Annotated in this window: 22 protein-coding genes; 6 read left to right on the forward strand and 16 right to left on the reverse strand. The window is 62.7% G+C overall.

The window, feature by feature from the left end:
• The first annotated feature begins 17 nt into the window (after window positions 1-17).
• Both pmbA and CHU94_RS06395 read left to right on the forward strand, forming a co-directional pair.
• Window positions 18-1,439, forward strand: coding sequence for a metalloprotease PmbA (pmbA, locus tag CHU94_RS06390; protein ID WP_094477956.1), 1,422 nt, complete (start codon window positions 18-20; stop codon window positions 1,437-1,439).
• Window positions 1,440-1,449: 10 nt separating this feature from the next.
• A complete protein-coding gene (locus tag CHU94_RS06395) occupies window positions 1,450-2,247 on the forward strand; it encodes a DUF4399 domain-containing protein (RefSeq protein ID WP_094477958.1) in 798 nt (265 codons plus the stop codon).
• Here CHU94_RS06395 and CHU94_RS06400 read toward each other — a convergent pair.
• The 10 genes from CHU94_RS06400 to nirB all read right to left on the reverse strand — a co-directional run bounded on the left by CHU94_RS06400 (window position 2,244) and on the right by nirB (window position 13,653).
• Window positions 2,244-2,690 (reverse strand): GatB/YqeY domain-containing protein, encoded by a 447-nt coding sequence (locus CHU94_RS06400; RefSeq protein WP_094477960.1) that lies wholly within the window; start codon window positions 2,688-2,690, stop codon window positions 2,244-2,246. The genes CHU94_RS06395 and CHU94_RS06400 overlap by 4 nt on opposite strands.
• Window positions 2,691-2,809: 119 nt before the next feature.
• A complete protein-coding gene (gene rpsU / locus CHU94_RS06405; protein WP_094477962.1) occupies window positions 2,810-3,022 on the reverse strand; it encodes a 30S ribosomal protein S21 in 213 nt (70 codons plus the stop codon).
• Between the two features lie 130 nt (window positions 3,023-3,152).
• Window positions 3,153-4,397, reverse strand: a complete 1,245-nt coding sequence (locus tag CHU94_RS06410) for an NAD(P)/FAD-dependent oxidoreductase (protein WP_094477964.1) — start codon at window positions 4,395-4,397, stop codon at window positions 3,153-3,155.
• Between the two features lie 171 nt (window positions 4,398-4,568).
• Window positions 4,569-5,288, reverse strand: a complete 720-nt coding sequence (locus CHU94_RS06415) for a methyl-accepting chemotaxis protein (RefSeq protein ID WP_255033866.1) — start codon at window positions 5,286-5,288, stop codon at window positions 4,569-4,571.
• Window positions 5,289-5,334: 46 nt separating this feature from the next.
• Window positions 5,335-6,135 (reverse strand): uroporphyrinogen-III C-methyltransferase, encoded by an 801-nt coding sequence (gene cobA, locus CHU94_RS06420; RefSeq protein WP_255033867.1) that lies wholly within the window; start codon window positions 6,133-6,135, stop codon window positions 5,335-5,337.
• 17 nt (window positions 6,136-6,152) lie between these two features.
• Window positions 6,153-7,058 carry a DNA-binding protein YbiB gene (gene ybiB, locus CHU94_RS06425; RefSeq protein ID WP_094477968.1) on the reverse strand — a complete coding sequence of 302 codons (906 nt, stop codon included), beginning with the start codon at window positions 7,056-7,058 and terminating at the stop codon, window positions 6,153-6,155.
• A 42-nt stretch (window positions 7,059-7,100) separates the two neighbouring features.
• Window positions 7,101-9,905, reverse strand: coding sequence for a nitrate reductase (locus tag CHU94_RS06430; protein WP_094477970.1), 2,805 nt, complete (start codon window positions 9,903-9,905; stop codon window positions 7,101-7,103).
• Window positions 9,906-9,949: 44 nt separating this feature from the next.
• Window positions 9,950-10,333 carry a nitrite reductase small subunit NirD gene (nirD, locus tag CHU94_RS06435; protein WP_094477972.1) on the reverse strand — a complete coding sequence of 128 codons (384 nt, stop codon included), beginning with the start codon at window positions 10,331-10,333 and terminating at the stop codon, window positions 9,950-9,952.
• Between the two features lie 78 nt (window positions 10,334-10,411).
• Window positions 10,412-11,203 (reverse strand): type IV pili methyl-accepting chemotaxis transducer N-terminal domain-containing protein, encoded by a 792-nt coding sequence (locus CHU94_RS06440; protein ID WP_094477974.1) that lies wholly within the window; start codon window positions 11,201-11,203, stop codon window positions 10,412-10,414.
• Between the two features lie 11 nt (window positions 11,204-11,214).
• On the reverse strand, window positions 11,215-13,653 hold the full coding sequence (gene nirB / locus CHU94_RS06445) for a nitrite reductase large subunit NirB (protein WP_094477976.1): 2,439 nt from the start codon (window positions 13,651-13,653) through the stop codon (window positions 11,215-11,217).
• Window positions 13,654-13,986: 333 nt separating this feature from the next.
• Here nirB and CHU94_RS06450 point away from each other — a divergent pair, with 333 nt between their 5' ends.
• A complete protein-coding gene (locus CHU94_RS06450; RefSeq protein ID WP_094479256.1) occupies window positions 13,987-15,270 on the forward strand; it encodes a type IV pili methyl-accepting chemotaxis transducer N-terminal domain-containing protein in 1,284 nt (427 codons plus the stop codon).
• 76 nt (window positions 15,271-15,346) lie between these two features.
• Window positions 15,347-17,107: a bifunctional protein-serine/threonine kinase/phosphatase gene (locus tag CHU94_RS06455; protein ID WP_094477978.1), complete on the forward strand. Its 1,761-nt coding sequence runs from the start codon at window positions 15,347-15,349 to the stop codon at window positions 17,105-17,107.
• A gap of 16 nt (window positions 17,108-17,123) precedes the next feature.
• Here CHU94_RS06455 and katG read toward each other — a convergent pair whose 3' ends face one another.
• Entirely contained in the window at window positions 17,124-19,328 is a 2,205-nt protein-coding gene (gene katG / locus CHU94_RS06460; RefSeq protein ID WP_094477980.1) for a catalase/peroxidase HPI, read from the reverse strand.
• A gap of 497 nt (window positions 19,329-19,825) precedes the next feature.
• Here katG and CHU94_RS06465 point away from each other — a divergent pair, with 497 nt between their 5' ends.
• Together CHU94_RS06465 and CHU94_RS06470 are read left to right on the forward strand one after the other, a co-directional pair.
• A complete protein-coding gene (locus CHU94_RS06465) occupies window positions 19,826-20,338 on the forward strand; it encodes a hypothetical protein (protein WP_094477982.1) in 513 nt (170 codons plus the stop codon).
• A 12-nt stretch (window positions 20,339-20,350) separates the two neighbouring features.
• Window positions 20,351-21,136, forward strand: a complete 786-nt coding sequence (locus CHU94_RS06470; protein ID WP_094477984.1) for a DUF3750 domain-containing protein — start codon at window positions 20,351-20,353, stop codon at window positions 21,134-21,136.
• 29 nt (window positions 21,137-21,165) lie between these two features.
• Here CHU94_RS06470 and CHU94_RS06475 read toward each other — a convergent pair whose 3' ends face one another.
• From CHU94_RS06475 to CHU94_RS06495, 5 genes are all read right to left on the reverse strand, one after another.
• A complete protein-coding gene (locus CHU94_RS06475; protein ID WP_094477986.1) occupies window positions 21,166-22,380 on the reverse strand; it encodes a nitrate/nitrite transporter in 1,215 nt (404 codons plus the stop codon).
• 242 nt (window positions 22,381-22,622) lie between these two features.
• A complete protein-coding gene (locus CHU94_RS06480) occupies window positions 22,623-23,450 on the reverse strand; it encodes an ABC transporter ATP-binding protein (RefSeq protein ID WP_094477988.1) in 828 nt (275 codons plus the stop codon).
• A complete protein-coding gene (gene ntrB, locus CHU94_RS06485; protein WP_094477990.1) occupies window positions 23,447-24,382 on the reverse strand; it encodes a nitrate ABC transporter permease in 936 nt (311 codons plus the stop codon). The genes CHU94_RS06480 and ntrB overlap by 4 nt, the downstream gene beginning before the upstream one ends.
• Window positions 24,383-24,416: 34 nt before the next feature.
• Window positions 24,417-25,661 carry a CmpA/NrtA family ABC transporter substrate-binding protein gene (locus CHU94_RS06490; protein ID WP_094477992.1) on the reverse strand — a complete coding sequence of 415 codons (1,245 nt, stop codon included), beginning with the start codon at window positions 25,659-25,661 and terminating at the stop codon, window positions 24,417-24,419.
• A 384-nt stretch (window positions 25,662-26,045) separates the two neighbouring features.
• Window positions 26,046-26,477: a hypothetical protein gene (locus tag CHU94_RS06495; protein WP_141211401.1), complete on the reverse strand. Its 432-nt coding sequence runs from the start codon at window positions 26,475-26,477 to the stop codon at window positions 26,046-26,048.
• Between the last annotated feature and the right edge of the window lie 62 nt (window positions 26,478-26,539).

Below are 26,539 nucleotides of genomic sequence, written 5' to 3' on the forward strand. Positions count from 1 at the left end.
GTATCATAGCCGTCGCCATGAAGAAACCCACCTCTGCCTCTGGGCGCACCTCCCCATCTTCCGTTTCCCCAGCCAAACCCGCTGACAGCGGCTTTGCCTATACGCGTGAATTTTTTGAATCGCGCGTCGATACCGCCCTGGCCCAAGCCAAGAAACTGGGTGCAACGGATGCCGGTGCCGAAGTGTCCGAGGGGTGTGGGTTGAGCGTGTCGGTGCGCAATGGCGAGCTGGAAAACGTGGAACGCAACCGCGACAAGTCACTGGGCGTGACCGTCTATGTGGGCAACCGCCGGGGCAATGCCAGTACCTCCGATTTTTCGGATGCCGCCATCGCACAAACCGTGCGTGCAGCCTTTGACATTGCGCGTTTCACGGCCGAAGACCCCTTTGCCAGCTTGCCCGATGCCGATGACATCGTCTCTGCGGCAGACCGCAACCGCGACTTGGATCTGTTCCATCCGTGGGCCATCCACAGTGAAGAGGCTGCCCGGCTTGCGCTGGAATGTGAGGCTGCTGCCTTGGGCGTGAGCAAGCGCATTACCAACAGTGAGGGGGCTGCCGTATCCGCCCAGCAATCCCATTTTTTCAGCGCCCACACGCGCGGTTTTCGTGGGGGCTATGCGTCTTCGCGCCATTCGCTGTCGGTCTCGCCGATTGCGGGCAAGGGCAGGGACATGCAGCGTGATGCTTGGTACAGCTCCATGCGCTCGGCGGACGAACTCGCTTCGCCGCAGGCGGTAGGTCGGTATGCGGCTGAACGTGCGCTGAGTCGTCTCAAGGCACGCAAAATTGCCACTGTGGAGTGTCCGGTGCTGTTTGAATCCCCCCTCGCTGCAGGTTTGCTGGGGGCTTTCGTGCAGGCGGTGAGTGGCGGTGCGCTGTACCGTAAGAGTACTTTTTTGCTGGACTCTCTGGGCAAGCAGGTCTTGCCCAAACATATCGACATTCAGGAAGACCCCTTTGTGCCACGCGGCAAGGGCAGTTCGCCATTCGACGACGAAGGCGTGCGGGTGCAGGCCCGCAAGGTGGTGGAGTCCGGCCGTGTGCAGGGTTACTTCCTGAGCAGCTATTCGGCCCGCAAGCTGGGCATGAAGACCACCGGCAATTCGGGTGGTTCGCACAACCTGACCTTCACCTCGCGCCTGACCAAAGCGGGTGATGATCTGGATGCCATGCTGGAGAAGTTGGGTACTGGGCTGTTTGTCACGGAACTGATGGGGCAGGGCGTCAACTATGTGACGGGTGATTACTCGCGTGGTGCCAGTGGCTTCTGGGTGGAAAAGGGCCGCATTGCCTATCCTGTGCACGAGATCACCATTGCCGGCAATATGAAGGACATGCTCAAGGGCATTGAAGCCGTGGGTGCAGATACGTACAACTACGGTGCCAAGACCGTGGGGTCGGTGTTGATCAACCGGATGAAGGTGGCGGGTAGCTAAAGGGGCACGGATGTACCGGCATGTTTACGGAGTCGTGAGCCTGGTGGTGTGCTCTGCCAGTGCACTGGCGCAGACGCCAGCGCCAGCCGCCGCTCGCGTATTGCACCCGTGGCAAGCGCCCAGCCCAGCTGGCGCCGCAGAGGCTTACTTCACGAATCTGAAGTCGGGGGACCGCATTGAAACTCCGTTTTTGTTGAAGTTTGGCCTCTCGGGCGGCTGGGGCTTGGCGCCCATCACCAAGCCATTGGGCGGTAAAAGTGGTCACCACCACTTGCTGGTGAACCGCGATTTGCCGCTGGATTTCAAGGCGGCCTTGCCCTTTAACGAGCAGTACATTCACTTCGGCAAAGGCCAGATGGAGACCGTGCTCACCTTGGCACCCGGTACCTACACCTTGCGCATGCTGTTGGCGGATGACAAGCACCTCCCGCACTTTGTCTATAGCAAGCCCCTGAAAGTCACCATCACCAAAAAGAACAGCACCGACCCCAAGGCGCTGGTGCGCAAGGGGATTGCGTTGATGGTGGCAGGAGCGGAACAGAAAGCGCCCTTCCGCGTGCAATTCCATGCCTCGGGCCTGAACGTGGCGCATGTCGTGCAGCAGGAAAAAGATACGGGCCACTTCAAGCTGACAGTGACCAGCAAAGGTGGTTCCGTGGCCGAAATGGATTTTGTGGAAGGCCAGACCGAAACGTGGCTTGCGCCACCGGCCGGTGACTACACGCTGAAGCTGGAGTTTGTCGACAACCTGGACGCCAAGTTGGCCTTGGCCGAGCCGGTGACGACCGTGGTGCGCGTGCGGCCTTAGCCGGCCAGTGCGGTTTTGACGGCCGCTGACACGGTGCCCATTTCGGCTTTTCCGGCCAGGCGGGTTTTGACTACGCCCATCACCTTGCCCATGTCACCCGGGCCTGCGGCACCGAGCTCTGTCACGATCGCTTTTACCTCTGCCAAGACTTCGTCAGCCGTCATGCGCTGGGGAAGGTAGGTCTGCAGTACCTTCATCTCGGCGGCTTCCTTGTCGGCCAGCTCCTGGCGGTCGGCCTTGAGGAAGGCTTCAATGGAATCCTTGCGCTGCTTGATCAGCTTGTCCACGATCGCGACCACCATGGCGTCGTCCAGCTCTACACGCTCATCCACTTCCTTTTGCTTGAGGGCAGCGAGCAGCAGGCGGATGGTGCCCAGGCGTTCGCTGTCCTTGGCGCGCATGGCGGTCTTCATGTCTTCGGTGATCTGGTCTTTGAGGGACATTGGTGGCTCCTGAAAAGCGTGTGGAAATAGGGGACTACCGAATGAAAAAAGCTCGCCGGAGCGTCCCCAGGCGAGCTTTTTTCGGCTTGGAAACTCAGTGGAGTCTCGCGGCCTGAAGATCAGTACATCTTCTTGGGAAGTTGCATGCTGCGGATGCGCTTGTAGTTGCGCTTCACGGCTGCAGCCTTCTTGCGCTTGCGCTCTGCAGTGGGCTTCTCGTAGAACTCGCGGGCGCGCAGGTCGGTCAGCAAGCCCAATTTTTCGATGGTGCGCTTGAAGCGACGCAGGGCTACGTCAAAGGGCTCGTTTTCTTTTACACGGATTGTTGTCATTACGTAATGAATTCCAAAATGTGCTGGCGGTAAACCTGAGGGGAAGATCGCGCCCCACACGCATCGCTCAGCGGGTTCCCCATCTATAACTAGTATTGGCCGACGGGGGTTCTGCCAGAAAAGTCCAACATTATAGCGTTTTCAGTCGCGCCGCCAAGCCGTGTGCACAGGCAAACGCGCTGGACCATGCCCACTGGAAGTTGTAACCCCCCAGCCAGCCGGTCACATCGACCACTTCGCCAATGAAAAACAGGCCGGGCTGCTTGCTCTCCAGTGTCTGGCTGGACAGTACTTTGGTGTCCACGCCACCGGCGGTGACCTCGGCCTTGCGGTAGCCCTCGGTGCCTGTGGGTGTCAATTCCCAGCGGCCCAGGTGTTCGGCCAGCGCGTTCAGCGCCTTGTCGCTGGCCTCGTTCACGGGGCGGTTCCAGTCGTGGCCCCAGGCCTTGCCGTGGTCCACCCAGGTGTCGGCCAAGCGGCTGGGGACCAGGCCCGCCAGTTCATTGGCAATGCGCTTGCGCGAGCTGGATTTGGCCTCCATCAAGTGCCGCGCCAAGTCGGTTCCGGGCGCCAGGTTCAGGCGGATGGGTGTGTCTTCGGCCCAGTAGCTCGAAATTTGCAGCACGCCGGGGCCGCTCAAGCCCCGGTGGGTGAACAGCAGGTCCTCGCGGAAGGCCATGCTGGCCTTTTTGGGGCCCGTGGCAATGTCCACCGGCAGCGACAAACCCGAGAGCTGGGCAAAGGGCGCCCAGGTGGCTTCGTCGAAGGTCAGCGGCACCAGCGCGGGGCGAGGGGTGACCAGTGGCAGGTCAAACTGTTTGGCGATGCGGTAGCCCAAGTCAGTGGCGCCAATTTTGGGGATGGACAGGCCGCCCGTGGCGATGACGACGGCACCACAGTGGATAGCTCCACGGTCACTCTCAATTTCATAGCTACTCGCGCAGTTTCCATAAGGGCCAGAGGCCAAAAACCGTATATTTTTGATGCTGCAGGGCTGCCAGCGCTCTACACCGCCTGCGGCGCACTCGGCCAACAGCATGGCGATCAGGTCTTCGGCCGAGCGGTCGCAAAACAGCTGACCCTTGTGTTTTTCGTGGAAGGCGATGCCGTGTTTTTTCACCAGCGCGATGAAGTCAGCCGATGTGTAGCGCGACAAGGCCGACTTGGCAAAGCGCGGGTTCTCGCTGAGGAAGTTGGCAGCGGTGACGTCCATGTTGGTGAAGTTGCTGCGTCCGCCGCCCGAGATGCGGATTTTCTCGGCCACTTTCTCGCTGTGGTCAAGCACCAGCACCTTCAGACCCAACTGGCCTGCCACTCCAGCGCAAAACAAACCGGCAGCCCCGGCACCCACGATCACGACGTCAAAACTGTGCATGGGCGGCAGTGTAGAGGACGGGGCTTGCGCACACGACGTCACAGCGTGCCGGTGCCCGCAGTTCGGCGCGATTTTGCGACTAGCAGGGCGCCATGAGCACCGGGCTGCGGGCACCGGTACGCTGGGTCCCGGCCGGAGAAGAGCAGGCGCACTGCCCCGTGGCGAAGAACGTCAGGCGTGCTGCCGGTTCCGGTCTGCCAGATCAATGGCTTTGCGGGACAGGCCATCAATCTCGGTGCTGATGCCCGAGAGCACCGTGGCCACCACGGCGAACTCGCGGCCTTGCTGGCCTGCACGCGCGGCCATCACCTGGGCATTGAAACTCACCACCTTGGCCTCGCGGGCAATGGTGTGGATGTCGGAGACGATGCCCGTGAGTTCCTTGAACAACAGGTCGGCCTTGGCCTTGGTGACTGCATCGAACACATTGGTGGCGGCATTCAATGCCTCCAGCACGGCATCGGTGCTGTCCACGATCGACTCCAGTACCGCTTGCGCGCGCGGCGAGCGCTGGCTGATCAGATCCAGCACACTGCGCATCAGCTCCAGAAAGGCCTGGATGGTGGCATTCACCCCCTGTGGCCCTTCGTAGACCGCATGCAGGCGTGCTGCACTAGGGGCGTCGTAATGGGACATGGTGCCCAGCAGTCGCGCATGGCTGTCGCCGAACAGCTGAAAGGTGTTGCGCGCGGCCTGGAGTTGCTGGGCATCACCGGCTGCGGCCAGCAGGGTTTGCATGACCATGCGCTGCGAAAGCATACGTTGGCGTGCCGCCAAATTGAGATCGGAAATGGGTGCCGTCACCGTGGCGCTTGCTGGCTTGGCCAAGGTCTGCGTCTGCAGCGCAGTGCGCGGGGGGGAAGGGTTCTGGATGGTGGCGGGCATGATCATGGTGAACTCCTTTCGCGTTGGAGAACACCATGCAAAAACAATGCCGTTACGCCACCTTGCTTGCTACTGGTGCGTGCGATGTTTGCACCACGGCTTGCAGGCCCAACACCACGTCACCCACCACAATCACGCTGGGGCTGACCAGTTGCTCGCGCTGGATAGTGGCTTGCAGGCTTTGCAAGGTGCAGGCTGCGTGTCGTTGGGTGGGCAGGCTGGCGTTCTGGATGATGGCCACCGGCGTGTCGGCACGCAGGCCCTGCAGCAGACCAGCCTGAATGTCTGCAACACCACTCACACCCATGTAAATCACCAGCGTGAGCTTGGCATGCTGCGCAGCGGCAGCCAGCGCGGGCCAGTCAGTGCCGGCATCGCCGGGCTTGGCGTGGCCGGTGACAAACACCACGCCGTGTGCATGCTCACGGTGGGTGAGCGGCACGTTCAGTGAGGTGACCGCGGCCAGCCCCGCGGTGATGCCGTTGATGACCGAGACACGGATGCCAGCGGCCTCCAGGTGTTCCACCTCTTCGCCGCCACGGCCGAAGATGAAGGGGTCTCCGCCTTTTAGACGCACCACGGTTTCGCCCTCTTGCGCGGCGGTGATCATGAGGCGTTCGATGAAGGACTGGGGTGTGGACTTGCAGCCGCCGCGCTTGCCGACATGCACCACGCGGGCCGCGGGGTTGGCGTGCGCCACGATGGTGTCATTCACCAGGTCATCCACCAGCAGCACGGTGGCTTGTTGGATGGCTTTGAGGGCCTTGAGCGTGAGCAACTCCGGGTCACCCGGGCCGGCACCGACCAAGGTGACTTGTCCGCTGGAAGGGGTGCTGGAGAGATCGTGTGTCATAGGCGGTGTCCGGTGCATCAAAGGCGGCTGTGCAACTGCACGATGTGTGCCACTTGCTGGGCAATGGGGGTGGGCAGGGGCTGCTTGCCGGCCAGCACATCCCCAATATAGGCAGCGGTGCTCTCGGCATCAATGGCCGTAGGCAGCTCGGGCAATTCGGTGAGCGAGCCGCCCTGGTGGGCCTGCAGCTCGGTGGCCTGGCCGCGCACAAAGGCTTGCATCTTGGGGGTGCGGCGCGGGTCGGCCACGGCCTCGCCTTCGGTGCCGCGCAGCAGCAAGGCGTTGGCCTGCACCAGGGCGAAGGTCTCGGCCATGGAAATGGCGTACTCGGGGTGGGTGTAGCTGCTCACGATGAGGGCCGGGCCGTCCACCGGGTTCATGAGCTTGACCAGGCTGTGCGCCGGGTTGCGCAGGTTGACCACCCGGCGCACATCCAGCAGGCGCTGCAGGCCGGGGCTCAGCAGGGCCGTGGGCACGAAGGCTACGCTACCGAGCGCTACTGTTTTGATAGCTGTTTGCGCAGGAATTACGAGGGCTTCGAGCACTTTTGATATAAAAACACGGCGATCTTCGGTAGCGGCGCCGTGGATCAGCACGGGCAGGCCCTCGCGCGCCAGCAGCAGCGCCAGCAGCGGTGTGAGCAGGGGCAGCTTGCGTGCGCCGTTGTAGCTGGGGATGACCACCACCGGCTGGCTGCTCGCAGGCAGCAGTGCCATGCGCTGGCGGGTGGCATCCAGAAAACCGGCCATCTCCTCAGCGGTTTCGCCTTTGATCCGCATGGCCAGGCAGAAGGCTCCTACCTCCAGGTCAGTCACGCTGCCGTCCAGCACCTGGCCGAACAGGTCTTCCGCCTGTGCGCGGGTGAGCGCGCGGGCGCCATCCTTGCCGCGCCCAATTTCCTTGATGTAGTTGCCAATAGCCATGGGGCGATTGTCTTTGATGCCAGATAACTTTCGGCTATGTGCTTATGCACCCGCTGAGGCAGGTGCCATGCTGGCACGCACCATGCGCTGCAGTTGCGGCATACAGGAGCCGCAGTTGGTACCGCACTTGAGCCTTCCTTGCAGGCTGGCCAGGCGGTCGGCTGCAAAGCCGGTGCATTCGGCCAGCGTGGCTTCAATGGCGCTGTCGGTCACGTTGAAGCAGGTGCACACCGTTTTGCCGCGTGATTGCACGGGCACTGGCGGGGTGGCACCGGGGGCCAGCAGGGCACGGCCGTAGCTTTGCGCGGGCTGCTCGTCTTGCAGCAGCGTGGTCATCCAGCTCTGGGCGCGGGTGTCGCCGGCCAGCAAAAAACCTTCCAGCGTGGCATCCACGGCACCGCGTTGCAGGCGCACGGCACGGCGTTGGCCGCGTTTCTTGTCGGCGTAGCGCACCACATCGGCACCGCCCAGTTGCAGTAGGCCTTCCAGCTCTTGCAGCAGTTCGTCTGGCGCAGCTTGCGGGTCGGCGGCGCGGAACAGTACACCACTGCGGCCGTGGCCATCGGCCGTGGCACTGCCAAAGGGCACGCAGCTGGCGTAGGCAAAGCGGTCCATCAGGACCTGCAGCTGCCCGCGCACGGCCAGCACGCGGTCTTCGGGCAGCCAGGCAATGGCCAGCAGCGTCCAGGGCATATCTGCCTTGAGCACTTTCACCGCCGTGTGCTTGAACTCGGGCTGTTTGGAGTCGGGACAGTAGGCCGAGGTGGTCAGTGCGTTCACGCCGGCCAGGCGGGTGCCGTTGGCGCTGACTCCGCTGAGGAATTCTTCCCCCCAGTGCATGGCCATGAAGACCTGGCTCAGGCCCAGCTCAGCACTGGACTGCACGGGTACCAGGATGGAGCCACGCTTGCTGGCCACGTGCACCAAGTCGTTGTCGTGGATCTGGCGGCGCGCCATGTCCTGCGGGTGCATCTGAATCACGGGTTCGCGCACGTGGCCAAACAGGCGGCCCAGGGTGCCGGTGCGGCTCATGCCGTGCCACTGGTCACGCAAGCGACCGGTGGTCATGGAGAAGGGGTAGCGCGCCTCGCGCGGCTCGGCCACCGGTTTGTAGACCACATTGGCAAAGCGGGCGCGGCCGTCGGGCGTGGGGAATACGCCGTCTTCGTAGAGGCGCACCTTGCCGCAGCTGGCGCCTTCGGGCAGTGGCCATTGCTGGGGCTGGCCCTCCAACATGGCGTAGCTCATGCCGGTGATGTCGAGGTCGCGGCCCCGGGTGGACTCGCGGTGCTCATTCCACACTGATTCGGCAGTGGGATAGGGGAAGAGGGTGTTGGCACTGCGGCCCAGTGCGCGTTCCAGGCGCTGCGCAAAGTCGGTGGCAATCGCCCAGTCGTGGCGCGGACCATTGTCGGGTGCGCCGGGGGCGGGTACAGCGGCACGTACGCGGGAGATGCGGCGTTCGCTGTTGGTGACTGTGCCTTCCTTCTCGCCCCAGGTGGTGGCTGGCAGCAGCAGGTCGGCATAGCGGGCGGTGGCGGTGGTGGCGAAGGCCTCTTGCACCACCACAAACTCGGCGCGCTCCAGCGCACGGCGTACGGTGGCCTGGTCGGGCATGCTTTGCGCGGGGTTGGTACAGGCAATCCACAAGGCCTTGATCTCGCCATCGGCCGCGGCCTGGAACATCTCCACCGCCGTCTTGCCAGGGGTGGCGGGAACGTCCGATACACCCCACAGCGCGGCCACTTCGGCGCGGTGGGCGGGGTTGGCCAAGTCGCGGTGGGCACTCAGCAAATTGGCCAGACCGCCGACTTCGCGTCCGCCCATGGCGTTGGGCTGGCCGGTGAGTGAGAAGGGGCCGGCGCCGGGCATGCCGATCTGGCCGGTGGCCAGGTGCAGGTTGATCAGGGCGGTGTTCTTGGCGGTGCCGGCGCTGGACTGGTTGAGGCCTTGGCAATACAGGCTCAGCGTGGCCGGGCTTTGCGCAAAGAGGCGTGCGGCCTCCAGCAGGTCTTGCTTGCGGATGTCGCAGGTCTGGGCCACGGCGTCGGGTGTGTAGTCGCGCACCGTGGCCTTGAGGTCGTCAAAGCCCGTGGTGTGCTCGGCGATGAAGGCGGGGTTGGTCCAGCCTTCCCACAGCATGAGGTGCAGCATGCCGTGGAACAGCATCACGTCGGTGCCGGGCTGGATCTGCAGGAACAGGTCGGCCAGCTCCACCGTGTCGGTGCGGCGCACATCGGCCACCACGATCTTCATGCCGGGGTTCTTGCGCTTGGCGTCTTCGATGCGGCGAAACAGGATGGGGTGGGCAAACGCCGTGTTGGAGCCAACGATGAAGATCGTTTGCGCGTGGTTCACATCGTCGTAGCAGGCGGGCGGGGCATCGGCGCCCAGCGTCTTCTTGTAGCCGGCCACGGCGCTGCTCATGCACAGGCGCGAATTGGTGTCGATGTTGTTGGTGCCGATCAGTCCCTTGGCCAGCTTGTTGAAGACGTAGTAGTCCTCGGTAAGCAGCTGGCCGCTCACGTAAAAGCCCACGGCGTCGGGGCCGTGCTCGCGCACGATGCGGGCGAACTGGTCAGTGGCCAGGGTCAGCGCGCTGTCCCAGGACAGCGGCTGGGGCGCGGCACCACGCTGCAAGCGTTGCAACGGCTGCAGCAAGCGGGTTTGCAGCGTGACCGCGGCGGTGGCCGTGTGGTGCAGGGTACTGCCCTTGGAGCACAGGCGGCCAAAATTGGCCGGGTGCTGCGGGTCGCCGCGCACACCGGTGATCTGCGCACCCTGGGACTCGATGATGACGCCACAGCCCACACCGCAGTAAGGGCAGGTAGAGCGGGTTTCGGTCATGCTTGCGGCTCTTTCAGCTGGTCTGTCGGAAATAGGCGGTGTGTTCAGGCAGCAGAACGGCGGCGTGCCGGGCCCGCGATGGGACGCACCAGATCGGTGGCGTGGCCTTGCAGTTCTGCCGTCTTGAGGTAGATCTGGTCGCCATCGAGCTTCACTTCGAAGCGGGGCGTGCAACCTTCATCGGGCGCACTGGCTTGTCCGTCGCACAGCCCAATGGTCCAGTTGTGCAGCGGGCATGCCACGCTGGTGCCAAACACAATGCCTTGCGAGAGCGGGCCGCCCTTGTGCGGGCAGCGGTCCAGCAGGGCAAACACCTCGTTCTCGGTGTTGCGGAACACCGCTACGTCCAGGCCCTGGGCGCGCTCCACACGGCGTGAGCCCAGCACGGGGATGTCGTCAATCTTGCAGATCAGGGTCCATTCGCTCATTTTGTTCTTCCTAGTGCTATTGTTTTAGTAGCTGCTTGCGCATATTTCATATGGGCTAGAGGCCTATTTGGCTTGTATTTACGCCTTCAGGGTCGAGTACAGGCCGGTGACCCGGTCCATGACAGCCAACAGGTTTTCGCTGCTGACGAACACATCAGACATGGGCTTGGGGCGCTGCGCCCCTTCTTGCAGCTGTTTGAGCGCCATGTCAAAGAACACCCACTGCGCGTCGGCCAGCAGCAGTTCGTCCTTGATGCGCAGCGTGGCTTCAGGTGCGTTGCGCAGCAGCTCCATCGCAGCGGTGAATTCAGTGCGGGCCTTGCCGATTTCGATCGTCGCCACGCTGGCGTCCACCGGCAGCGTGGCGGCCAGGTAGAACTTGGCCATGCGTTGCGTCAGCATGCGCTGGCGCCCGGCCACGTTCACCAGTTTGCCCAGCGGTTTGGCCAGGGCGGCTTCGTACTGCTGGGTGCCTTGGTGGGCGAGGGCCAGCACCTTGGCGTCCAGTTGCAGCAGGGTGGCTGCAGCGTCGCGTGCGGGGGCCTTGCCGACCAGGGCAGTTTTGTACTCCGACCAAGCGGCTTCCAGCTTGCTGTATGTGGCTTGCACATCGGGCGTGGGGGCAAAGCCCTTGAGCTCTACCAGCTGGCGGTCAAACAGCGCCATGGACTTGTCCAGCACCAGTTGGGCGCTGGTTTTCTCCACGTTTTGCAGCAGGGCCAGCCAGGCCTTGCCCATGCGCTGGCTCAGCATACGCTGGCGTCCGGCCTTGTTGATGGCATCGCTCAAGTCTGTCACCTGCGCACGGATTGGCAGGGCCAAGCCCAGCCCGCTGGCGGTGGCTGCCGCAATCAGGGTTCTGCGTTGCATGGCGGGGCCCTTCAGGCGTTGACCGGGGTGAACTGGCGCGTGTCCACCTGCGCGTCCTGGAAATCGAACCACGGATCGGGCTCGCCATCCAGCGCGAACAGCAATTCCTCGTTCAAGGCCTTGCGGCCTTCGGCGTCTTCCAGGATGCGCTTCTTCACGTAGTCCAGGCCCACGCGGCTCACGTAGTGCACGGTGCGCTCCAGGTACCAGCCTTCCTTGCGGTAGAGCTGCATGAAGGCGCCGGTGTACTCCAGCACTTCTTCGGCGGTCTTGAGCTTCACAAAGAAGTGGGCTACCTCGGTCTTGATGCCGCCGTTGCCGGCGATGTACATTTCCCAGCCGCTGTCCACGCCGATGATGCCCACGTCCTTGATGCCGGCCTCCGCACAGTTGCGCGGGCAGCCCGATACGGCGTACTTCACCTTGTGCGGGGCGTACATGCGCCAATGGGCGCGCTCCAGGTCTTTGCCCATCTGGGTGCTGTCCTGGGTGCCCATGCGGCACCACTCTGACCCGACGCAGGTCTTTACCGTGCGCAAGGCCTTGGCGTAGGCGTGGCCGCTGGGCATGCCTATGTCTTTCCACACCGCTTGCAGGTCTTCCTTTTTAACTCCGAGCAGGTCGATGCGCTGGCCGCCGGTGACCTTGACGGTGGGGATCTTGAACTTGTCTACCGCGTCCGCAATGCGGCGCAGTTCGTCGGCCGTAGTCTCGCCACCCCACATGCGCGGGATGACAGAGTAGGTGCCGTCCTTCTGGATGTTGGCGTGGCTGCGTTCGTTGATGAAGCGGCTTTGCGGGTCGTCCTTGGCTTCCTTGGGCCAGCTGCTGATGAGGTAGTAGTTCAGCGCGGGGCGGCAGCTGGAGCAGCCGTTGGGGGTCTTCCAGCCCATGCCTTTTTGGACGGCAGCAATAGTGAGGTATTTTTCTTTGAAGATGGCGTCGCGCACTTCCTGGTGGCTGTGGTCGGTGCAGCTGCACATGGCCTTTTTCTTGGGCGTGGCGGAGTAGTCACCACCGGCGGTGAACATGATGATCTGTTCCACCAAGCCGGTGCAGGAGCCACACGATGCGCTGGCCTTGGTGTGCTTTTTCACCTCATCCAGGGTGAAAAGGCCTTTTTCCTTGATGGCCTTGCAGATGGTGCCCTTGGTCACACCGTTGCAGCCGCAGACCTCGTCGCTGTCGGCCATGGCGGCGGCCTTGTTCTGGCCTTGGTGGCCCACGTCACCAATGTTGGAGCCGCTTTCGCCAAACATCAGCTTGTCGCGGATGTCGGCAATGTTGCGGCCTTCGCGCAGCAGCTTGAAGTACCAGCTTCCGTCCACCGTGTCGCCGTACATGCAGGCACCAATCAGTTTGTCGTTCTGGATCACCAGCTTTTTGTAAACGCCACCGAAGGGATCGCTCATCACGATCTCTTCGGTCCCCTCGCCGCCGGTGAAGTTGCCGGCGGAGAACAGGTCGATGCCGGTCACCTTGAGCTTGGTGGAGGTGAGCGAGCCTTGGTAGCGGCCGATACCGTACATGGCCAGGTGGTTGGCGGCCACTTTGGCCTGCTCGAACAGCGGCGCCACCAGCCCATAGGCAATGCCGCGGTGGGCAGCGCATTCGCCCACGCTGTAGATGCGCGCATCGGTCACGGTCTGCATGGTGTCAGTCACCACAATGCCGCGGTCCACATGCAGGCGCATGCTGGCGGCCAGTTCAGTGTTTGGGCGAATGCCCACGGCCATCACGACCAGGTCGGCCGGCACTTCGGTGCCGTCCTTGAACTTGATGGATTTGACGCGGCCATCTTCGCCACCGATGAGTTCCTGGGTTTGTGCACCCATCAGGAAGTTCAGGCCACGCTCTTCCAGCGATTTCTGCAGCAGGCCGCCGGCCATGGTGTCGAGCTGGCGTTCCATGAGTGTGGGTTGCACATGCACCACGGTGACTTGCATGCCGCGCAACATCAGGCCATTGGCCGCTTCCAGACCCAGCAGGCCACCACCGATGACCACGGCGTGCTTGTACTTGGTGGCCGCCTCGATCATGGCGTTAGTGTCCGCAATGTCGCGGTAGGCGATCACACCTTGCAAGTCCTTGCCGGGCACGGGCAGGATGAAGGGGTTGGAGCCGGTGCACAACAGCAGACGGTCGTACTCCGCTTCCGTGCCATCGGCCGCGCGCACGATGCGTTTGACGCGGTCCACTTCGACCACTTTCTTGCCAGCGTGCAGCGTGATCTTGTTTTCGGCGTACCACTCAAAAGAGTTCAGCACGATCTCGTCCAGCGTCTGTTCGCCGGCCAGCACGGGGCTGAGCAAGATGCGGTTGTAGTTGGGGTGGGGCTCGGCGCCAAAGACCGTGATGTCGTACAGATCAGGGGCGACCTTGATCAGTTCTTCAATGGTGCGCACACCGGCCATGCCGTTGCCAATCATTACCAGTTTCGATTTTTTCATAGTCGCCACTCCAAAGAACGAGACGGATAGGGATGTGGCAAGGCCACATGCCAGAAATAAGGGGGTAGAGGAGATCCGCGCCTCATGCGAAGGCGCACCAGCAAGCACTGGCGTTGGACAAGTTGCAACTGCGCGACGTCGTTGTGCGCAGAACTGGTCAACCTGTCATCTCGTTGGGGCGCGTCGTTGCGCCCGACGGAGTTAATGCAAAAGCTGTGCCATATGATCGGCACCTCGCCGCGCACCACCGTCTACACGGGCTGCCTGGTCTGCGAATTGCGTGGCGCCGAATCGCCTGCAAGCCCCGTTGTTCCTTGTAAAACGCTGTTTGTTATGACCTCCGTCTTGTTGTGTGCCACCCGCCCAATGACCGCCCCTACGCTGGCCGCCGACCTGAAGGCGGCCGGCTTTGTAGTGCTGGCCACGGTCGCCGATTGCAGCAATTTGGTGCAGGGTGTGGTGCTACACGCACCAGATGTGGTGGTGTGCGATGTGTCCCTGCCCACCAGTGCGTGGTTCCAGGCGCTGCAGCTAGTAGGGAAGACCGTGCCTCGCCCCCTGGTCATGTTCACCAACGATACTGATGCCGGTCACATCGCGCAGGCCACCGAGTGTGGTGTGCATGTTTATGTGGTGAATGGCTATGGGGCCAACCGGCTTCGCCCACTGATCCAATTGGCCCAGGCGCGCTTTCACAAGGACCTGCACCAGCGCCAAACCTATGTGGAACTGGCCACCCGTTTTGAAGAGCGCAAAGCGGTGGACCGGGCCAAGAGCATTCTCATGAAGGCGCAGAGCCTTTCAGACGATGACGCCTTCCGCGCCCTGCGTTCTGCCGCCATGAGTTCCAACCAGCGCATGGGGCAGCTGTCGCAGCACATCATCCAGTCGGCCCACTTTGCGGAGGCGGTCAATCGTTCGGGCCAGCTGCGCATGCTGTCGCAGCGCCTGGTCAAGTTGCACCTCTTGCAGGCTGCACAGGTACAGGCCGTGCACCACGCCGCCTTGCTGCAAGACTCGGTGCAGTGGGTGGATGGCAACTTTGCGCTGTTGCGCAAAAACCTGTCCCAGCCCACCTATGGCGACCTGCTGGAGCAGGTCGCCAGTACGTGGGAGCAGCTCAAGGTCGCGCTGGCCCAGGACAGCATCGAGGCTATAGAGCAGCAGGCCGAAGCGCTACTGCAGGGCGCTGAGCGGCTGACCACCAGCCTGGAAAGCTCGGGCGCGGCCGCGCCGCTGCATGTGCTGAACCTGGCGGGGCGCCAGCGCATGCTGTCGCAGCGCTTCAGCAAATATGCACTGCTGGCACTGGCGGGCGAAGGAGCGGCCCTGGAGCTGGCCCAGGCCAGCATGCGGGCGGCCCAGCGCGAGTTTGAAGAGGTGCTGACGTACCTGAACGGCATCCCCTTGAGCACGCCTGACATCCACGGCACGTTGGCTGCGGCAGGTGTGGCCTGGTTGCAGATGGTGGCGGCTGCCCAAAACGCCCAGCGCTTGCCCTTCTCCAAACGGCGCGCGCAGTTGGAGGAGCTGGCCACAGGCAGCGAAACCTTGTTGGGCTTGTTTGAACAGCTCTCTACCCACTACGAACGCAGCATGCAGATGCTACTGGGCTAGGGCATAGCCAGGGTCAGTTCGCACGACTTTGGTGCGATGCAACAACGTGCGGCACCAAAATTGCTTATCTTGGTGCATGGCTTTTGACATTGATATTGGCTTTGCCTCGCAAACCGGGCGCAAAACGCTGAACGAAGACTTTTGTGCCGCCATGTTGCCCTCTGCAGGGCAAGAGGGCCATGGCTCTATCGTTGCCATTGCTGACGGTGTGAGCGCTGGGGGCATGGGCCGCGAGGCGGCGCAGACCACGGTCACCAGCTTGGTGCGCGACTACTTTGGTACGCCCGAAACCTGGGACACCACGGTGGCGCTGGACCGTATCATCGCTGCGCAGAACGCCTGGCTGTGCGGCATCAACCGCCGCCGCCAGCCCGCCATGGGCCTGACCACCCTGACCGCGCTGGTGCTGCGCGGCCAGTCCTACACCCTGGCCCATGTGGGCGACACGCGCTGCTACCTGGTGCGGGACGGCCGGGCCACCCAGCTCACGCAAGACCATGTGGTCAACCACCCCGACTTCAAGCACCAGCTGCTGCGCTCGGTGGGGGCCGAGGACCACCTGGTGGTGGACTACCAGCAGGGGGAGCTGCAGGTGGGCGATGTGTTCATCTTGATGACGGACGGCGTGCACGGCGAGGTGTCGGCCCGGCGCTTGCCCGAATTCGCTGCGCTGGCAGACGCCCGCGAGGCCAGCGAGAAGCTGGTGGACCAGGCCCTGGCCAAGGGCAGCAACGACAACGTGTCGGCCATCGTGGTGCGCGTGCGCGGTCTGCAGGAAGCGACCTTGGCCGACGCCAACCGCCTGGCCCAGGCCTTGCCCATTCCGGCCCGCCTGAAAGTGGGCGATACGCTGGACGGCTTCACGGTGACGGCGCCGATTGCGGACAACGGCATCAACGTCCTCTACCAAATCCGTGACCCTGCTAGCCAGGCCTTGTACGCGCTCAAGACCCTGAACACCGCCCGTGCGCATGACCTGGAAGAGCGCGCCATGCTCGCCCACGAGGCATGGCTGGCGCAGCGCATGCAGAGTTCGCGTGCAGCGGACAACCTGGTGGCCGTGCACGAGACCCTGCCCACGGGCCGCGAGCGCAGCGCCTTCTATGTGCTGTACGACTGGCATGGCGGTGAGACCTGGCAACAGTTGCTGGACAAGCAGGGTCGTATGAGCCCTGCGACTGCGCTGGGCTATGCCATGCAGGCCCTGCGCGCGCTGGGCCGCCTGCACCGCCAGGGCGTGGTGCACCGCGACATCAAGCCGGCCAACCTGCACCTGGGCGACGACGGCGTGCTGCGGGTGCTGGACCTGGGCGTGGCCCTGAGCGGGCGCGAGCCCGCGCCCATGCGTGCGCTGCATGCTGGCACGCCCAGCTATGTGAACCCCGAGCAGTGGGGCTTTCGCACCACGGCCGCCAACGGTCAGGGCGATGCGGAAGAGGGTGAAGCCCAGCTGCCCAATGCGCAGAGTGACTTGTTTGCGCTGGGGGTGTCGCTGTACCAACTGCTGACCGGCAAGCTGCCCTACGGCGAGGTGCTGCCTTATCAGGTGGGCCGCTATTACCGCGACCCCACCGCGCCCAGCCGCCACAACCCCGAGGTGCCCATTTGGCTGGACCACGTATTGCAAAAGGCAGTTGCACGTGACCAGCGCCAGCGCTTCGAGACAGCCGAGGAATTTTTGCTGGCGCTGGAGCGTGGTGCCTCGCGCCCGCTCAACGCCCCCCAGGGCACGCCGCTGATGCAACGTGACCCCAGCTTCGTCTGGAAGCTGGCCACTTTCGTGCTGGGGCTTGTCAATTGCTTGCTGGTGTATTGGCTGCTCTTCCTACCCAAGTAGGCAGGAAGCGTGCGGTTTACGCCAGGTCGAAACGGTCCAGGTTCATCACCTTGGTCCAGGCTGCGGCAAAGTCTCGTGCGAAGGACGGCTGGGCATCGCTGGAGGCATAGACCTCGGCCAGCGCACGCAGCTGGGAGTTGGAGCCAAAGACCAGATCGGCCACGCTGGCAGTCCACTTGATCGCGCCGCTGGTGCGATCGCGCCCCTCCAGCAGACCTTCTACGGTCGCGGATTTTCTCCACTGCGTGCCCATGTCGAGCAGGTTGACAAAGAAGTCGTTGCTCAGGGTGCCAGGGCGTTGGGTGAAGACGCCTTGTTGCCCCTGGCTCACGCCCAGGGCACGCAGGCCGCCTACCAGCACCGTCATCTCGGGCGCACTCAGGGTCAGCAGCTGGGCCTTGTCGACCAGCAGCTCGGCCACATGGGCTTCAGAGCCCTTGCGGACGTAGTTGCGGAAACCGTCAGCAGCCGGCTCCAGCACGGCGAAGGAATCCACATCAGTCTGCGCCTGCGAGGCGTCCATGCGGCCTGGGGTGAACGGCACCTGCACCGGGCTGCCTGCCTGCTGGGCGGCCGCTTCCACGGCTGCACCTCCGGCCAGCACAATCAGGTCTGCGAGCGAAATACGCTTGCCGCCGGATTGCGCGGCGTTGAATTCCTTCTGGATAGCTTCCAGCACAGACAGCACCTTGGCCAGCTCGGCAGGGCGGTTGGCTTCCCAGTCCTTTTGCGGGGCCAGGCGAATGCGTGCACCGTTGGCTCCGCCCCGTTTGTCGCTGCCACGGAAGGTCGAGGCCGAGGCCCAGGCCGTGTGCACCAACTGGGCGATGGACAGGTCTGACGCCAGCACCTTGGCCTTCAGTGCCTCTACGTCCTGTGCGTTCACCAGCGGGTGGTTGACGGCGGGAATCGGGTCTTGCCAGAGCAGCACTTCTTGGGGCACCAGCGGGCCGAGGTAGCGCGTCACGGGTCCCATGTCGCGGTGGGTGAGCTTGAACCAGGCGCGTGCAAAAGCGTCGGCAAACTCGGCCGGGTTCTGGTGGAAACGGCGTGAAATTTTCTCGTAGGCCGGGTCAAAGCGCAGCGACAGGTCGGCCGTGGTCATCATGGGTGGGTGCTTTTTGGATGGATCGTGCGCATCGGGAATCATGTGCTCGGGCTTCACGTTTTTGGCCACCCACTGGTGGGCACCGGCGGGGCTCTTGGTGAGCTCCCACTCGTAGCCCAGCAGCATGTCGAAGTAGCCGTTGTCCCAAGTGGTAGGGTTGGGTTTCCAGGCGCCTTCAATGCCGCTAGTCGTGGTGTGTACGCCCTTGCCGGAGCCGAGCTTGTTGATCCAGCCCAGGCCTTGCTCTTCGATGCCGGCGCCTTCGGGTTCGGGGCCCACCAAGGCGGGGTCACCCGCGCCATGCGCCTTACCAAAGGTGTGGCCACCGGCGACCAGGGCTACGGTTTCTTCGTCGTTCATGGCCATGCGGGCAAAGGTCTCGCGCACATCGCGGCCGCTGGCTACAGGGTCGGGCTTGCCATCGGGGCCTTCGGGGTTCACATAGATCAGGCCCATCTGCACGGCGGCCAGCGGCTTGTCGAGCTGGCGCTCGCCGGAGTAGCGGCTATTGGGCTTGTCGCTGGTGGCGAGCCAGGTCTTTTCCGCACCCCAATAAATGTCTTCTTCAGGCTCCCAGATGTCGGGTCGGCCACCGGCAAAACCGAAGGTCTTGAAGCCCATGGATTCGAGGGCCACGTTGCCAGCCAGGATCATCAGGTCGGCCCAGGAAATCTGGCGGCCATACTTTTGCTTGATGGGCCAGAGCAGGCGGCGGGCCTTGTCCAGATTGCCGTTATCGGGCCAGCTGTTCAGGGGCGCAAAGCGCTGGCTGCCGCTGCCCGCACCGCCGCGGCCATCCGCCGTGCGGTAGGTGCCGGCCGAGTGCCAGGCCATACGGATCATCAGGCCGCCGTAGTGGCCCCAGTCAGCCGGCCACCAGTCTTGCGAGTCGGTCATCAGGGCGTGCAGGTCTTTGACGACGGCGTGCAAGTCCAGGCGTTTGAATTCCTCGGCGTAGTTGAAGGACTCTCCCATCGGAGTGGATGCGGCAGAGTGTTGGTGCAGGACGGTGAGCTTGAGTTGGTGCGGCCACCAACTGGTGTTGGACGGGGCGCCCACCGTGGTGTTGGTGCGGGCGGCGTGGGGGAATGGGCACTTGGCTTCTGTCGACATACGTATCTCCTTGGCGGTTGAACATCGGGTTGCGAAGTCAGTGTAGGGTTTGCACACGAAACGCTCAAATAGGATTTCCTAATGCGATTCATAGTGCAGCGATTGCCGCGTTCTGGGGTAAAAGGGGCCGTGTGGAGAGAAGCCCACAGTTCTGCTGCTTTACAAAAAAAAGACTGTCCCGCAAGCCACTGCGTGTCACACCAAGGCGCTACGATGGGTTCACCACGTGAAGGGATCGCCCATGCGGAAAGTTCGGCAGCCTGGTAAAGCGTTGATACCTCCGATGCAGCAGCGTCAACCGCGGCTGACTTCGTTTCAGCGGGAGTTGCAGCGGCACATGAAATGCAGCGCCCAGCACGCGGCGTGGTTCGATGCCCTGCTCAGCAGGGACAGCCCGTCCAAGCTGGACCACTGAGCGGCTCAGGGGGCGGCGCGGTGAAATCGGCGGGTTTTCTCCGGCATGCGCTAAAGTGCTCCCACGCACTTTGGAGTTCTGCATGCACCCTGACACCCTGAAACACAAAGCGAGCCTCTGGTTCGGCGAGTTCGGCACTTCGGTGCACATCACCGATGTGTACTGGGAAGGCGACATCACCCAGGCGGAGTTGATGGCCGTGGCCGACCAGATCTCACCCGACTGGCAAACCATTGACCTGGAGCTGGACCCTCAGCACCCCTGCCACGGGCAGACCTACCGTCTGACCAAGCCGTGGCCCCCACGCGCAGACGAAGAAGAGGCCTTGCGTGCCCTGGAGATGGAAGATGCCCTGGAGGGCCATTACGTCTGGGTGCATTGTTGCCAGATCGTGATGGACCCAGAGGGTGATTTGCTTGATGAAGCAGGGCGCGCTTACCGCCAGAGCTTCAGCACGGTGATGTTTTGCACCGAATTCACATCGTTCGACGACATTGCCCAGCAGTGTGACGAGAACTTTGGCAAAGGCGAGTGGGACGAGTACGAGCTGTACCTGGACGATGCCCTGCCCACACCCGTGGCCTCCTTCGGCTGATACCCGGCGGTGATGGCGGTGCGAGCGTATTGGCGTCTGGCGTCGGTGTGCCTCTGGGTGGGGCTGGTATTGGGCACCCAGGGTGCGCAGGCCCAGCAAAACGCCACCCGTAACTGGGCGACAGCACCACGGCATTCCTCTGGTCAGGCGCCAGACCCCCGAAGGTTTGTGGATCAGGCCGTTGTGCAGGTGTATGCCGCGCCCACCTATGGCTGGCGCGGCAATTTTGCGGTGCACCCCTGGATCATTTACAAGCGTGAAGGCCAGACTGCGTACACGCGCTACGACGTGGTGGGCTGGCGTGCGCCGCAGGTGGTGCAGCGCAACTACGCCATCCCGGATGGCCTGTGGTACGGCTCTCACCCGGAGTTGTTGGTCGACCACCGGGGCTCTGGCGTGGAGGCCATGATTGACCAGATTGAAACGGCGGTGGCCAGCTACCCCTATGTGGACCAGTACCGCAGCTACCCCGGGCCCAATAGCAACACCTTTTTGGCGCACATTGGCCGTGAAGTGCCGGCGCTCCAACTGGATTTGCCACCCAATGCGATTGGCAAGGATTACCGGCCGCTGAGCCGTCCGGTGGGGATGTCTCCGTCAGGCTCCGGTGTGCAAGTGTCCGTGTGGGGGCTGCTGGGGCTGAGTGTGGGTCTGCAGGAAGGCCTGGAACTCAATGTGCTGGGCCTGAACTTTGGTATTGACCTGAATACTCCGGCGCTGCGCTTGCCCTTTTTGGGGCGCGTGGGCATGCGCGATACGCCTGCTCCGCACAGTGACCGCGCAGAGGCAGGCGGTTAGTACCACCGGGCGAGTGCGCTGAGCGAGGCTTACGCGCTACGCGCACGGCCTCCCTTTTCTGCCCAGGTCCGGGTCCAGCGGACTTGCATGGTGCGCATGACGACCAGCATGAGCAGCGAGAAGATGGACAACGCCACAAAGCCGGACATGAAGCTGCCGGTGTGCTGCTTGGATTGGCCCATCAGTGCCGGGATGGTGCCACCACCCAAGGCGCCGATTTCCCCAATCATGGAGCCGGCCACGGCGGTCGAGGTGGGCCAGCGCAAGGGCACCAGCTGAAACAGCGCGCCGTTACCCGCACCCAGCGCCGCAAAGCACAGAATCAGCAGCAGGGTGGTCATGACCAGCGAGCCGGACGACATGCCCACACCGATGAGTGCCAGCGAGACGATGACCAAGACCACCGTCAGCGTGTTCACGCCGCCCCAGTGGTCAGAGATCCAGCCACCGGCCACCCGCACTACCGCCCCCATCAGCGCGGCCAGCATGGTGAGCTGCCCGGCTTGCACCTTGCTCACGCCAAACTGGTCGTAGTAGTAGGTGGGCAAGAAGGTGACGATCCCGATAAAACCACCGAAGGTCACCACATAGATCAGACTGAACACCCAGCCGTCGCTTTCCATCAGGCAGGCCAGGTGCTGGCGCATGCTGGCGTGTTCGTCACGGTCTGGCGGCTCCTTGGCCATGAAGAACACCACGGCCATGGGCACCAAGGAGGCCAGTGCCGCAATGCCGTAGACGCTTTGCCAGCCGTAGGCTTGGGCCAGGGGCGGTGCCAGCAGCGCCGCCAGTGCGGTGCCCGCATTGCCCGCGCCCACCAGGCCCATGGCCAAACCCTTGTACCGGGGTGGGTACCAGCCTGAACCCAGCGACATGGCCACTCCAAAGCTGGCACCTGCCACGCCCAGTAGAAGAGCCATCTTGAGCAGGTCGTCATAGGTGTGCACAAAGAAGTAGCCAAACGACATGGTGAAGGTAATCAGTGCCAACTCAACCATGGTGGCGGTTTTGCGCCCCACGTACTGCGCCAGAAGCCCCAGCGGAAACCGCATGATGGCCCCGGCCACGATGGGGATGGACAGCAGCAGCCCTTTTTGCGACGCCGTCAGCTGAAACTGCTCGCTGATAAAGGGTGCCATGGCGCCATTCATCACCCAGATGACGAACGAGAACATCAGGTAAAAAAACGCGGCAAACAGGGTGGGGGTGTGTCCGCTTTTCAAAAATTGGCGAAATCCGGCCATGGGTGGGCTCCGTAGAGGTTCTGGGGGGGAGAGAGGGGGGCGGAGGCGACGGGTACCGTTTACAGGCACCAGATCCAAATGTGCGCTACCAGAGGGGTAAGCGCTCAACCGCAAGTTCGCCAGACCTTCGTTGGTCGTGCTAAATGATGTGCAAGCATGATTTGTGCCTGATTTGAGTGCGATGCGCGCACAAAAAAAGGGCGCCCGGAGGGCGCCCTAGGTGGCACAGGTGCTGTGCCTGCTCAGGCTGCTTTTTCGACGTGGGCTTGGCGGGTGTACAAAAAGTCGATCACCGCCTTGCGGTAGTGCAGGTACTGCGGGCTGTCGGCCAGGTCTACGCGAGATCTGGGACGCGGCAGATCCACGCTCAGCACTTCACCAATGGTGGCGGCCGGGCCGTTGGTCATCATGACGATCTTGTCGGACAGCAGCACGGCTTCGTCCACATCGTGCGTCACCATGACCACGGTGGCGTGAGTCTTGGCTACGATTTCCAGCAATTCATCCTGCAACTTGGCGCGCGTGAGCGCGTCCAGTGCGCCGAACGGCTCGTCCATCAACAGCACCTTGGGCTCCATGGCCAGTGCACGCGCAATACCCACGCGTTGCTTCATGCCGCCGCTGATCTCGCCAGGGCGCTTTTGCGCCGCGGCGGTCAGGCCAACCAGTGCCAGAGCGGCGTCGGTGCGAGCCTTGAGCTGCGCCTTGTTTTCACTAGGCGCGCCGGTGCTCTTGGAACCTGCACCAAACACGCGCTCTACGCCGAGGTAAATGTTCTCAAAGCAGGTGAGCCAGGGCAGCAGAGAATGGTTCTGGAACACCACAGCACGCTCGGGGCCGGGCCCTGCGATCTCGCGGCTGGCGCATATCAGTGAGCCTGCAGTGGGTGTGGTGAGGCCGGCAATCAGGTTCAGCAGCGTGGACTTGCCGCAGCCGCTGTGGCCGATGAGGGCCACAAACTCGCCTTTGGCCACGGTGAGGTTGATGTCGCGCAGCGCGGGGAACAGGCCCTTCTTGGTTTTGAAGGTTTGCTCGACGCCCTGGATTTCGATGTACTTCGTATTGCTCATGATTTGACTTCCTCGAAGGTAAATGCGGTTGCCAATTTGATGAGGGCGTACTCCAGCAGCAAGCCCACGATGCCAATCACGAAGATCGCGATGATGATGTTTTTGACGTTGAGGTTGTTCCACTCGTCCCACACCCAGAAGCCGATGCCCACGCCGCCAGTCAGCATCTCGGCTGCGACGATCACCAGCCAGGCGGTGCCAACGGCCAGGCGCACGCCGGTCAGCATGTAGGGCAGCACCGAAGGGAAGAGGATCTTGGTGACGATCTTCCACTCGGACAGGTTCAGCACACGCGCCACGTTCATGTAGTCTTGCGGCACGCGCTGCACGCCCACCGCGGTGTTGATCACCATGGGCCAGATGGAACAGATGAAGATGGTCCAAATGGCGGCGGGGTTGGCGCCCTTGAACACCAGCAGACCAATCGGCAGCCAGGCCAGGGGCGAGACGGGGCGCAGCAGGCTGATGAGCGGGTTGAACATGCGGCTCAAAAATTCAAAGCGGCCGATCATGAATCCCGCAGGAATGCCGACCGCTGCCGCCAGGCCAAAGCCCAGTGCGACACGCTCCAGCGAGAACAGAACGTTCCAGCCCACACCCTGGTCATTGGGGCCCTTCCGGTAGAACGGATCGCTGAACAACTCTACCGCCTGCTTCCAGGTTTCTAGCGGGCCGGGGATGCTGGCCGCTGTGCCCACACTTACCAGGGCCCAGATGCCTACCAGCAGCGCCAAGCCCAGCAGCGGTGGCAACACCTGCAGCAGCAGGCCGCGCCAGTCGTAGCCAGGCTTGGCTTGTGTAGGCACGGTCGGTGCCGCAGTTTTGATGCTTTTTGGCATGCTAGCCCCGGTGGAACCTGCATTAGCAGCTTCTTTTTTGATAGCGGACTCCTCGGCTGCAGCAATGGGTGAATGAAATACAGCGCTGACCATGGGTATTCCTTGAAAGTTGCAACGGGGGTGTTGGTTAAGCCTTGACCTTGAAGCTGTCGGCGTACTTCTTGGGATCCTTGCCATCCCAGACCACACCGTCCATCAGCTTGCTGCTGCGCATGTCGCTCTTGGGCAGCGGTGTCTTGCTGGCGGTGGCGGCCTGCTTGTAGATGTCGATCTGGTTGATCTGCTTGGCAACAGCCAGGTAGTCCGGGTGGTCCTTGAGCAAGCCCCAGCGCTTGTGCTGGGTCAGGAACCACATGCCGTCGGACAGGTAGGGGAAGTTGACCGCGCCGTCGTTGTAGAACTTCATGTAGTTGGGGTCGTCCCAGGTCTTGCCCATGCCGTTTTGGTAGCGGCCCAGAATGCGCTGGTTGATCGCATCCACGCTGGTGTTGACATAGCTCTTGTCAGCAATGGTTTCGGCCATCTTGTTCTTGTTGGACAGGCCGGCGTCAATCCAGCGGCCTGCTTCCAAAATGGCCGCGGTCACGGCGCGTGCCGTGTTAGGGTATTTCTTGACGAAATCGCCCGTGGTTCCCAGCACTTTTTCGGGGTGGTCTTTCCAGATGTCCTGGGTGGTGGTGGCGGTCACGCCAATCCCGTCGATGATGGCGCGGTGGTTCCAGGGCTCGCCCACGCAGAAGCCATCCATATTGCCTACGCGCATATTGGCCACCATTTGGGGCGGTGGCACGGTGATGACCTTGGCGTCGCTCATAGGGTTGATGCCATGGGAGGCCAGCCAGTAGTACAGCCACATGGCGTGGGTGCCGGTGGGGAAGGTCTGGGCAAAGGTGTATTCGCGTTTCTCGGCGGCCATCAGCTTGGCCAGGCCCGCGCCGTCCACCGCGCCTTTGTCAGCCAGTTTCTTGGACAGGGTGATGGCCTGGCCGTTGTTATTGAGCGTGGCCAGCACGGCCATGTCTTTCTTGGGGCCGCCCACCCCCAGGTGCACGCCATACACCAGGCCGTACAGCACGTGGGCAAAGTCCAGCTCCCCGTTGACCAGCTTGTCGCGCACGCCGGCCCAGCTGGCTTCCTTGCTAGGGATGATGGTGACGCCGTACTTTTTGTCGATACCCAGTACCGACGCCATGACCACGCTGGCGCAGTCGGTCAAGGGGATGAAACCGATTTTCACCTCGGTCTTTTCGGGAGCGTCGGAGCCTGCGGCATACACCGCAGCGCGCAGCGCGGGGTCGATGCCAATGGCGCCCACGGCGGCGGTTTGCAGCACAGCACGGCGGCTGAGTTTGGCTTTCAGAAGGTCAGTCATACGCAAGCTCCAAAAGTAACAACACAAAACGAACAACAAAAAAGGCGTCCGCACTGGGTTCGCTGCGCGTTGCGCAAGTGAACCCGTGGGGACGCCTTTGTCCTGTTGCATGGAGCCCCGCCCTCCGTTAGGCAGGGTCCAGTGCATGACCGTTGCCGGTCTCGCAGGGACTAATGCAATGTCTGTGCCAGCTTCTTATGGCCGTGCAATGCTATGAATAGAGGAGCTGTTCACGCAGTAAATACGGGCCTTGGAGGCTTGTTTCATCTGAAAATGCGCATGCCGCACTGATTTTGTGCGCTGCACCAAAGTAGGCGGCGGCCTTGTGCTCGGTCGCCTATGCCCTGGTTTTGGGACTGAGTGGGCGGGTGGCGTCCGGCTGAATTAGCCGCGGTGCTCGCTGCGGCGGTCTGCGCGGCCGCGCTGCACCAGAATGTGGACCAACAAAGCCGCGGCAGCGGAGCTGGCAAGCACGGGCGAAGCCATGACAAGCTGGGCCAGTCCGTCCAGCACATGCAGGCTGACCTGCTGCGCATAGTGTGTGAGTGCGATCACATCCTGAGGGGCCACGTTTTTCACGTCCTCGGGCAGCACCTGCACATCAGGCCAGTCATCGCGAAACCGGATTTTGGCGAAGATTCCGTCAGCCACCGCCACCAGGGACAACACCCCCAGCGGCTTCATCAGGTGCAAGACCAGCTTGCTGCGCACCGTGAGCGGCGCGGTTTCGTAGATTGTCCCCACCAGTTGCGACACCATGCGCTCCTGCTCGGCGGCGGGGGCTGCGTCGTAGACCTCGGGGGCCAGTGGTTCCATGGGCGTTTCGTGTGACATGGGGGCCAGCTTAGCCCCATACGGTCCGCAGAATGTGAACGGGA

Origin of the sequence: Rhodoferax sp. TH121 (genome assembly GCF_002251855.1) — a bacterium.
Taxonomy (GTDB): Bacteria; Pseudomonadota; Gammaproteobacteria; order Burkholderiales; family Burkholderiaceae_C; genus Allorhodoferax.

What these genes read in the sequence shown, in the direction of transcription:
- CHU94_RS06480 (WP_094477988.1), bottom strand. Translation starts at nt 23,450, where the DNA reads ATGAGCAATACGAAGTACATCGAAATCCAGGGCGTCGAGCAAACCTTC.
- CHU94_RS06415 (WP_255033866.1), bottom strand. Translation starts at nt 5,288, where the DNA reads ATGATCATGCCCGCCACCATCCAGAACCCTTCCCCCCCGCGCACTGCG.
- CHU94_RS06410 (WP_094477964.1), bottom strand. Translation starts at nt 4,397, where the DNA reads ATGCACAGTTTTGACGTCGTGATCGTGGGTGCCGGGGCTGCCGGTTTG.
- ntrB (WP_094477990.1), bottom strand. Translation starts at nt 24,382, where the DNA reads ATGGTCAGCGCTGTATTTCATTCACCCATTGCTGCAGCCGAGGAGTCC.
- CHU94_RS06440 (WP_094477974.1), bottom strand. Translation starts at nt 11,203, where the DNA reads ATGCAACGCAGAACCCTGATTGCGGCAGCCACCGCCAGCGGGCTGGGC.
- CHU94_RS06455 (WP_094477978.1), top strand. Translation starts at nt 15,347, where the DNA reads ATGGCTTTTGACATTGATATTGGCTTTGCCTCGCAAACCGGGCGCAAA.
- CHU94_RS06430 (WP_094477970.1), bottom strand. Translation starts at nt 9,905, where the DNA reads ATGACCGAAACCCGCTCTACCTGCCCTTACTGCGGTGTGGGCTGTGGC.
- CHU94_RS06450 (WP_094479256.1), top strand. Translation starts at nt 13,987, where the DNA reads ATGACCTCCGTCTTGTTGTGTGCCACCCGCCCAATGACCGCCCCTACG.
- cobA (WP_255033867.1), bottom strand. Translation starts at nt 6,135, where the DNA reads ATGACACACGATCTCTCCAGCACCCCTTCCAGCGGACAAGTCACCTTG.
- CHU94_RS06495 (WP_141211401.1), bottom strand. Translation starts at nt 26,477, where the DNA reads ATGGAACCACTGGCCCCCGAGGTCTACGACGCAGCCCCCGCCGCCGAG.
- nirB (WP_094477976.1), bottom strand. Translation starts at nt 13,653, where the DNA reads ATGAAAAAATCGAAACTGGTAATGATTGGCAACGGCATGGCCGGTGTG.
- CHU94_RS06470 (WP_094477984.1), top strand. Translation starts at nt 20,351, where the DNA reads ATGGCGGTGCGAGCGTATTGGCGTCTGGCGTCGGTGTGCCTCTGGGTG.
- nirD (WP_094477972.1), bottom strand. Translation starts at nt 10,333, where the DNA reads ATGAGCGAATGGACCCTGATCTGCAAGATTGACGACATCCCCGTGCTG.
- CHU94_RS06475 (WP_094477986.1), bottom strand. Translation starts at nt 22,380, where the DNA reads ATGGCCGGATTTCGCCAATTTTTGAAAAGCGGACACACCCCCACCCTG.
- CHU94_RS06395 (WP_094477958.1), top strand. Translation starts at nt 1,450, where the DNA reads ATGTACCGGCATGTTTACGGAGTCGTGAGCCTGGTGGTGTGCTCTGCC.
- pmbA (WP_094477956.1), top strand. Translation starts at nt 18, where the DNA reads ATGAAGAAACCCACCTCTGCCTCTGGGCGCACCTCCCCATCTTCCGTT.
- CHU94_RS06490 (WP_094477992.1), bottom strand. Translation starts at nt 25,661, where the DNA reads ATGACTGACCTTCTGAAAGCCAAACTCAGCCGCCGTGCTGTGCTGCAA.
- katG (WP_094477980.1), bottom strand. Translation starts at nt 19,328, where the DNA reads ATGTCGACAGAAGCCAAGTGCCCATTCCCCCACGCCGCCCGCACCAAC.
- ybiB (WP_094477968.1), bottom strand. Translation starts at nt 7,058, where the DNA reads ATGGCTATTGGCAACTACATCAAGGAAATTGGGCGCGGCAAGGATGGC.
- CHU94_RS06400 (WP_094477960.1), bottom strand. Translation starts at nt 2,690, where the DNA reads ATGTCCCTCAAAGACCAGATCACCGAAGACATGAAGACCGCCATGCGC.
- rpsU (WP_094477962.1), bottom strand. Translation starts at nt 3,022, where the DNA reads ATGACAACAATCCGTGTAAAAGAAAACGAGCCCTTTGACGTAGCCCTG.
- CHU94_RS06465 (WP_094477982.1), top strand. Translation starts at nt 19,826, where the DNA reads ATGCACCCTGACACCCTGAAACACAAAGCGAGCCTCTGGTTCGGCGAG.